Genomic DNA, 8,852 nt, shown 5'->3' on the forward strand with positions numbered 1-8,852 from the left:
AGACCACATGATCGGAATTCTTGGAATCGTCGTTATTTTCGTAATGGTGTTCGGCGGCTACCTCGCCGCCGGCGGCAAGATGGCCATCATCCTCAAATCTCTGCCGTTCGAGATGATGATGATCGGCGGGGCCGCCATCGGCGCCTTTCTGATCAGCAATGACATGTCGGCGGTCAAACACACGGTCAAGGATCTGGGCAAGGTTTTCAAAGGCCCGAAATGGAAGCCCGAGGACTACCGCGATCTGCTATGCCTTCTGTTCTCGCTGATCCGGCTTGCCCGTTCAAATCCGGTCGAGCTCGAGCAGCACATCGAAGACCCTGAAAACTCGGCCATTTTTACGGCTTTCCCCAAAATACAGGCGGACAAAGAGGCGGTGGACCTGATTTGCGACACCATGCGGTCGGCGGCGATGAACTATGACGATCCCCATCAGGTTGAAGAGGTTCTGGAAAAGCGGATGGATGCCAATTTCCACCACGCCATGCATTCCAGCCACGCCCTGCAAACCGTGGCGGACGGGTTGCCGGCACTGGGAATCGTTGCGGCGGTTCTCGGTGTGATCAAGACCATGGGCTCGATCGACCAACCGCCCGAGGTCTTGGGCAAGTTGATCGGTGGTGCCCTTGTCGGGACTTTCCTGGGCGTCTTTCTGGCCTACGGTCTGGTCGGCCCCTTCGCCGGAAAGCTGAAAGCGGTCGTGGAGGAAGACAATCACTTCTATCAACTGATCCGGGAAGTTCTGGTTGCCAACTTGCACAATCACAACCCCGCAATGTGTATCGAGGTTGGTCGCCAGAACACGCCGACCCACAATCGCCCCGGCTTCACCGAATTGGAAGAAGCCTTGAAAGAGATCAAGCAGGCAGCAGCATGATCCGGGTTTTGCTCCTGACCCTTGGCCTGAGCGCATCGGCAACTGGAGTGCTGGCAAAGGATGTTCCGGTGCGGTCCGGCGAACATGACGGCTTCACGCGGCTTGTTCTCAGCGTTCCTGCGGGCACCAACTGGAGCCTCGCCCACCGGAAAAACGGTGCGCGCCTGGCGGTCGAATTGGACGACGTGGAATTCAAGACCGGATCGGTCTTTGCACGATTGTCCGCAGGCCGGCTTGAGGCGATATCGCAGGCCGATCCCGGCGCGCCGCTTGAGCTGGATTTCGCCTGTGATTGCGCGGCGACCGCTTTTTTGTACAAGGATACGATGATCGTTGTGGACATAGCGGCGCATAAAGCCTTGCCTCCGCCAAGTCTGGACATTCCATCGATTGTGATCCCAGAGCAGACTTCCAAACGTCGTCCACAGGCCGAAGCGCCAACAATTGAAATCGTTGCCCCCCTTCTGCAACTGGATCGCGATGGCCTGCAGCAGCGCCTTTCGACCCGTCTGTTGCAAGGCGCGGATCGCGAGCTTGTCGACCTGAATGTCACACCTCCGGGTCCGCGTGCTTCGGTGCCGGAAGCGCTTCCGGACATCGCGCGGGATCTGCCTGCGCATATCCAAGTAAGCTCGATCCTTGACGAGTTGGGCAAACTGGGAGAGCCACCTCTGCAACCTCTGGAGTCGCTGCCAGCCTGTATTTCGGATGCCGAATTGGGGTTCGACACCTGGTCTGACGGTCGGCCCTTTACGCATCAGGTGGCTGAGCTGCGTGCACGGCTGTTCCAGGAGTTCGACAGGGTCGACAGATCCATCGCGCTCAAGCTCGCAAAGCTGTTGGCACACTGGGGTTTCGGTTCAGAGGCCATTCAGGTTCTGCAGTTGATGGAAGATGCATCGCCGGAACAGGAATGGGTTCGAGCGGTCGCGCAAATAATTGATGATCAGCCTGTATCAGAGCCTAACCAACTGCTTGGGTTGCAACGCTGTGACGGCGCGGTTGCCATGTGGGCCGCGATGGCGGACGGCCAGTTGCAGGATGATGCGCAGCAGGAACGGATGGAACAGGCGTACCTGAGGCTTCCTGAGCATCTACGCCGGATCCTCGGCCCCCGGCTGGCCGAGATATTCGTCACCTCCGGCCAGCTTGAAGCCGCCCGGCGGGTACTACGTTCGGTGGATCGCGTCCAAACTCTGCAAGACCCCGAGTTGACACTCGCGCAGGCAACTGTGGCTGCCGCTGAGGGAGATGCGGACACCCGCGACAATTTGTTGAACGACGTCATCGACAACCCAAGCTCGGATTTGGAAGCCCCGCTTGCCCTGGCCCGGCTCGTTGAAAAGAAGTGGGCAGAGGGTGGGGCCGTTTCGCGACGCCAAATCGATCTGATCTCGGGCTACGCGATCGAACTGCGCAATTCTGAATTGGGCCCGGTCATGGCCCGCGGTCACGCTCTGGCGCTTGCCCTTGGCAGCGAGTTTTCTGCGGCCTTCAATATCCTTGATGCCCATCGCGGAGACGAGACCTGGACCGGCACGCGCAATCGTATCTTGCGTCTGGCAGCAGAGCGCGCCGATGATCTGACCTTTCTGCTGTATGCAAGTACTCTGAAACCATATGAACTAGAGTATAATTCGACCGAGACTTCGCTGTTGCTTGCCAAGCGTTTTGCGGACCTCGGCTTTGCCAAGCAAGCCCGAGACTTGACTGATGCAGGTTCGGATGGGACACGCAGGCGCGACCGCGCCATCCTTCGGGCCCGGGCCGCGCTGCTGGAAAACCGACCGGATCTGGCCCTGCGCGAATTGGCCGAGGATCCCTCCGATGTCGCTGAAAGGCTGCGGGCACAAGCCCTGACCGATATGGGCAATTACACGGCCGCCGTTGAGGCTTGGCGGGACATAGGGTATGCAGATACCGCCGCGCGCCTGTCATGGTGGGCGGGATTCAACTTGGAAGAAGTTGGGGCGAAGGACACCGCGCTGGGGCAGGTCATAGATCTGAGCTCGGCCCTGCGTGCGCCAGTGCAGCGAGAACCGGACAAGCCGATTTCGGACGCTGAACAGCTGCTTGAGGCCAGCGCCGACACGCGGCAGAAGATAACCGAATTGCTGAACGTGACAACTGAATTGGAATAGTCAGGATCCGCGCGACGAACAGCCGGCTTGTGCGCCTCGCATTGAGAGCATGCGCTTGTCTGAAAGAGCAAGCACCGGCAGACTGCCCGGCAAATTCAACCTTATCCAGATCAGGGGCAACGGATGTCCGGAGCGCTCATTCGATGTTTTGTCGCCATTCCCGTATCTTCCGAAATCGCCCAGATATGCGCCGACGTCGCTCGCGCAGCAAATTGCGGTCGAAGTTTGCCTGCTGAAAACCTTCATCTGACGTTGGCTTTCCTGGGCGACCAGACCCGAAACGCCTTGATCGAATTGAATGATCACTTCGAAGTGCTGAGGCGCCCGGCCATTTCCGTCAGACTGTCCGGGCTGGGCAGTTTCGGAAACTCGCTGCACATGGTGGTAGAGCCCGATCCTGGACTCCTGCACCTGCATGAAAGCGTCCTGCAGTGCATTGGGCGGGCCGGGCTGACGCTGCAACGCCGCCGCTTTCGACCGCATATCACCATAGTTCGGGGTATTGAATCGGCTCTAAACAAGGCCATTTTGCATATCCCAGTTCCCCAAACCACCATGGTGGTGACCCAGTTCAACCTGAACTCTTCCACACTTCGGCCGGACGGCGCACGATATGAAACGCTGTCGACCTATCCTTTGCAACTGCAAGGCTGGTCGGGTCAGGCTGACGACTTCACCGACCGGTAGAGAGGCTGCACTATGTCACTAAACCGGGTGCCGGGATCGGTAAGGTTCAAAACCGCCCTGCTCAGATTCTTGGCAGCAGACCCTCCGATTTCCGGAGAAGAAAACTCGACAAACTTGTCGATGACGTCCTGTCGCGACATCGGAGACTCAGGCCCGCCCCGGGCATGGATGTCGCCCGAGCGGAAAACGCGACCGTCCTGCGTCGTTACCTGAACGTCGGCCCAGCGACCGGCGGGAAAGCGGGAATTATGGCGGTCCGACTCGGATACGGTGATGCGGCCGAGGAAATCGGCGACCATCGGATCGAACAATCCATCGCCGCTGATGTGCTCGACCCCGATCCGCCCGTGTACCGCAAAAGTCGAGACAGCAAATGGCAGCGAGTATTGCGCCTGCGACGTTGTCTCGGGCATCCCCGAATACAGTTGAACTGCTTCGTGAAAACTGTGGATCTCGACGCGGGCGATCTGGTCATGGGTCAGACCGTGCGAGTTCATCACCGTGCGCAGCCCGTCGATGGCGGCATGAGCCCAGCGGCAGATCGGATAGGGTTTCACATATTGATGTTCCATCTGCCAAAACGTGCCGAGGTCCTGCCAATAGGGTGCGGCGCGGTCCTCCTCGATGGTGATGGCGGGGGCGCCGGTAAAGCCGCGCTCGGCCAGAATTGCCGCCGACATGCCCACCAGCGCGCCCCAGCCTGAGCCGTCATGCAGCATGGTGGGGTTGGCAATCTCGCGCATCATCTGGCTGCGAGGGCCGTGATATTCGGCAATACCAAGGCCTTGGCGCAACTGGTCCGGTGAATGGCCCCGCAAGCGGGCGGCCATGGCAACCGCGCCCAGTGCGTTCCACGCTCCCGAGGTGTGGTAGTCGCTGACGGTGGCGTGCAGCGCGATACCCGCGCGGCCCGCAATTTCGTAGCCGGTGATGACGGCGGCCAATGCATCGGGTCCGGACAGATCAGGGCAGTGTTCGGCCAATGCGCACAGCGCGGGCACGACCACCACGCCGATATGACCCTTGGTCGGGTTGTAGCCGTCGTGCCCGTCGAGATTGTCGGTTTGCGTGGCGGCCGCGTAGGCCGCGCCTGCCAGACTGACCCGGCGCCCATCGCACAGCATCCGCGCCGAGAATGCAGGATCGGTCGATCCGTACAGCAATGCGGCAGTGTCGCGGGCGATCACGCCGGCCTCCATCGGGGTCGAGGCGATCACGATGCCCAAAGTATCCAGCAGCATCAGGGCCGCCGCTTCGCGCGCGCTGTCGGGCATCTGGTCCGCCGGGCGGTTCAGAACAAACTCGGCAACGCGGGCGAAGGTTTCGGTCACTTGGCACCCTCCATCGCCGGTTTCTGGTCTCGCAGGCGCAGGCCTTCGGGGTCGAACGCAGGCGCATGCAGGATCCGAGCCCTGTGCGGTTTGCCCAGGATGAAGATATGCACCTCGTCACCCGGCTGGGCCACGGCTGGGTTGGCGTATCCGATGGCCAGCGACTTGCCGACCGTATAGCCATAAGCGCCCGAGGTGACGCGCCCGACGGGCGTACCATCTGGGGTGAAGATCGGCTCGCCCCCGCTGGCATCGGCATCGTGGGGGACATCGACCTCGAAAATCGACAGCACCTCGCGCGCGGGATTGTCTTTGATCGCCAGCCAAGCCGCCTTGTGCAGGAAATCCTTGTCTGGCTTGATCAACCCATCCAGACCGACCTCGTGCGGCCAGTACTCCTGCGAATACTCACGCCCCCATGAGCCATAGCCCTTTTCGATCCGCAACGCACCCAGAGCCCGGCCGCCGACCGGCCCTCCACCGCAGGCGCGGGCAGCGTCCAGAAGCGCGGTATAGAGTCTGATCTGGTCCTCTTCGGCGCAGTGCAGCTCCCACCCCAGATCGCCGGTGAAGCTGACGCGGATGGCAAGGCAGGTGACCCCGGCAACCTCGATCGTGGCCGAGCGCATGAAGGGGAACGCCGCGTTCGACAGGTCGGCATTGGTCAGCCGTTGCAAGGCCTCTCGCGATTTCGGGCCGGCGATGTTGAAGCCCGCGATGCGGTTTGTGGCGACCTCGACGGTGGTGCCCTCGGGCAGGTCCACCATGTTGAAGAACCGCTGGTGATAGCGTTCGGCCATACCCGAGCCGATCATCATGTATTCGTCTTGGGCCGTCTTGGTGATGGTGAAATCCCCCGCCACGCCACCGCGCACGGAAATCAGCGGGGTCAGGCAAGACCGCCCCACCTCGGTCGGCACCCGGTTGGCCACCAGCCGGTCGAGCCAGTCATGCGCGCCCGGCCCCTTGATGACGTAGTTGGCAAAGTTCGAGATGTCGATCACGCCCACACTTTCACGCAGCATCCGGGCCTCTTGCCCCACCGGTTCGAACCAGTTCTGGCGGATAAAGCCGGTGGTCTCGACCGTTTCGGGTTGATCGGCGAACCAAAGCGGGTGTTCCCAGCCGCAGTTCAGGCCAAAGACCGCGCCCATCTGTTTCTGCGTCTCGTAGGCAGGGCGCACGCGAGCCGGCCGACCAGCGCTGCGCTCTTCGTTCGGGAAATGGATGGCGAAGCGGTGGGAATATTGGTCGGCGACCCGCGCCTTGGTGAAGTTATTGCCGGCCCAGTCGCCGAACCGCGCCAGATCCCAGGCGAACATGTCGTATTGCGGCTCGCCCTCGATCATCCATTGCGCGGCCAGGAGGCCCAGCCCGCCCGATTGCGAAAAGCCGGGGATGATGCCGGTGCAGCAGAAATAGTTGCGCAACTCGGGCACCGGCCCCCAGATGGCGTTGGAATCCGGCGACCAGATCATCGGGCCGTTGATCACCCGTTTCACACCTGCGGTCGCGGCCACCGGCACACGCTCGGTCGCGCGGATCACGTTTTCCATGATCCGGTCCAAGTCGTCGGGAAACAGGTCATGGGCGAAATCCAGCGGCGTGCCGTCCTCGGCCCAGAACCGCATATCTTTCTCATAGGCGCCAATCAGCAGGCCGTTGCCCTCCTGCCGAAAATAATACTCGCCGTCGCGGTCGGCGATCGAGGGCAGACGGCGGCCAAGGGCGGCCACCTCGTCAATCGCCTCGGTCACGAAATACTGGTGCTCGGTCGGTTGCAGCGGCAGGTCCAGCCCGGCCAAAGCTGCTACTTCACGGCCCCACAGCCCGGCGGCGTTCACCACCCATTGCGTGTGGATGTCGCCCTTTTCCGTTCGCACGATCCACGAGCCGTCAGGCTGCTGTTCAGTCCCTATTACAGGGCAAAACCGCTGAATCTCGGCCCCCAGCGCACGCGCGCCGGCGGCATAGGCATGGGTCACGCCCGAGGGGTCCACGTTGCCGCCATCGGGTTCATACATGATGCAACGGATGTCATCGAACTGCGCCAGCGGGTGCAGCTCCATCGCCTGTTCGCGGCTGATCTCATGGAAATTCAGGCCATAGAACCGCGCCTTGGCCTCTTGCAGGCGCAGCTGGTGCTCGCGCGCTTCGGTCTGGGCGAGATACAGCGATCCCGGCTGGAACACCCCGCAGCCCTGCCCGGTTTCCTGCTCCAGCTGCTTGTAGAGGTTCATCGTGTAGTGCTGGATGCGCGTGACGTTGTTGTTGTCGTGCAGCCCGTGGATGTTGGCCGCCGCGTGCCACGTTGAACCGCTGGTCAGTTCGTCCCGCTCCAGCAGGATCACGTCGGTCCAGCCCAGCTTGGCAAGATGGTAGAGGATCGAACAACCGACCAGGCCCCCTCCGATCACGACGGCCTGTGCATGGGTTCTCATTGGGCTTTTCTCCTGACTGGCGGGGGCGCGTCACCCCTCTGCCTCAGAAGTCAGCCACAGTGTGTGGACACCGTATGCTCTGTTCCCGACCCCAAATGTCGGGAACAGGGCAAGTTGGGCCGGAATCCCGATTTGGGAACCTCTAGTAGGGTGCCTCGACGTCATTCATCGAGACATAGACGGTTTTCATTTCCGAATAGTGGTTGATCGCCAGCTTCGAATTCTCGCGCCCGACGCCTGACATTTTCGACCCGCCGAACGGGGCCTCGACCGGGGCCAGGTTGTAGGTGTTGATGTAGCAGGTGCCCGCCTCGAACCCTGCCACCACGCGATGGGCGCGGGTCAGGTCGTTGGTGAACACGCCGGCGGCCAGGCCGAACTCGGTGGCGTTGGCACGGGCCATCACCTCGTCTTCGGTTTCGAAATCCAGCACCGACATGACGGGGCCGAAGATCTCCTCGCGGGCGATGGTCATGTCGTCGGTCACGTCGGCATAGACAGTGGGCTGAATGTAGAAGCCCGGAAGATCCAGCCGCGCGCCACCATGGACCAGCCGCGCGCCCTCGGCCTTGCCCTTCTCGATATAGCCCAGAACGATGTTCATCTGGGCCTCGCTGACCATCGGCCCGAAATTCACGGCCTCATCCATCGGGTCGCCGATCTTCACATTGGCAAGGCGTTCGGTCAGACGGCTCAGGAAGGCCTCTTTGATACCCTTCTGCACGAAGACGCGCGTACCGTTGGAACAGACCTGACCGGATGAGTAGAAATTGCCCAGGATCGCGCCCGAGACGGCGTTTTCGATGTCGGCATCGTCGAACACGATCAGGGGCGACTTGCCGCCCAGTTCCATCGTGACGTGTTTCATGCCCTCGGCCGCGGCGGCATAGACCTTGCGGCCCGTGGGCACCGAGCCGGTCAGCGACACCTTGGCCACGCGCGGGTCGGTGACCAGCGCGGCGCCCACATCGCCATAGCCCTGAACCACGTTGTAGATGCCCTTGGGCGCGCCGGATTCGATCAGGATCTCGGCCACTTTCAACGCCGACAAGGGGGTGGTTTCCGAGGGTTTGAACACCATCGCATTGCCGCAGGCCAGCGCCGGGGCGCCCTTCCAGCAGGCGATCTGGGTCGGGTAGTTCCACGCGCCGATGCCAACGCAGACGCCCAGCGCCTCGCGGATGGTATAGACGAAGTCGCCGCCGCCCAACCGGATATGCTCACCGGTCAGGGACCCGGCCAGCCCGCCGAAATATTCCAACGCATCCGCGCCCGAGGTCGCATCGGCCACCAGCGTTTCCTGCAACGGCTTGCCGGTGTCATGGGTTTCCAGGATCGACAGCTCGCGGTTGCGCTCGCGCATGATGTCGGCGGC

At 61.7% G+C, this 8,852-nt stretch carries 6 protein-coding genes; 3 read left to right on the forward strand and 3 right to left on the reverse strand.

Features of this window, described 5'->3' with window-relative positions; translation table 11 throughout:
* Nucleotides 1-7 precede the first annotated feature (7 nt).
* The 3 genes from motA (at nt 8) to thpR (ending at nt 3,705) form a co-directional block, all read left to right on the forward strand.
* The gene (motA, locus tag AC2FM5_RS11780; protein ID WP_170364651.1) at nt 8-877 is read left to right on the forward strand and encodes a flagellar motor stator protein MotA; all 870 of its coding nucleotides are present in this window, start codon (nt 8-10) and stop codon (nt 875-877) included.
* Nucleotides 874-3,018 (forward strand): hypothetical protein, encoded by a 2,145-nt coding sequence (locus AC2FM5_RS11785; protein ID WP_496735710.1) that lies wholly within the window; start codon nt 874-876, stop codon nt 3,016-3,018. The genes motA and AC2FM5_RS11785 overlap by 4 nt, the downstream gene beginning before the upstream one ends.
* Before the next feature lie 123 nt (nt 3,019-3,141).
* Complete coding sequence (thpR, locus tag AC2FM5_RS11790) at nt 3,142-3,705, forward strand: RNA 2',3'-cyclic phosphodiesterase (RefSeq protein WP_496735712.1); 564 nt, start codon at nt 3,142-3,144, stop codon at nt 3,703-3,705.
* Here thpR and AC2FM5_RS11795 read toward each other — a convergent pair.
* The 3 genes from AC2FM5_RS11795 to betB all read right to left on the reverse strand — a co-directional run.
* On the reverse strand, nt 3,678-5,036 hold the full coding sequence (locus AC2FM5_RS11795) for an MmgE/PrpD family protein (RefSeq protein WP_496735714.1): 1,359 nt from the start codon (nt 5,034-5,036) through the stop codon (nt 3,678-3,680). The two genes, thpR and AC2FM5_RS11795, sit on opposite strands and share 28 nt — an antisense overlap.
* Nucleotides 5,033-7,477 (reverse strand): GcvT family protein, encoded by a 2,445-nt coding sequence (locus AC2FM5_RS11800; protein WP_496735716.1) that lies wholly within the window; start codon nt 7,475-7,477, stop codon nt 5,033-5,035. The genes AC2FM5_RS11795 and AC2FM5_RS11800 overlap by 4 nt, the downstream gene beginning before the upstream one ends.
* Before the next feature lie 142 nt (nt 7,478-7,619).
* A partial coding sequence (gene betB / locus AC2FM5_RS11805; protein WP_496735718.1) for a betaine-aldehyde dehydrogenase occupies nt 7,620-8,852 on the reverse strand: 1,233 nt, incomplete at its 5' end.

The sequence above is a fragment of the Ruegeria sp. BHSA162 genome (assembly GCF_059613385.1).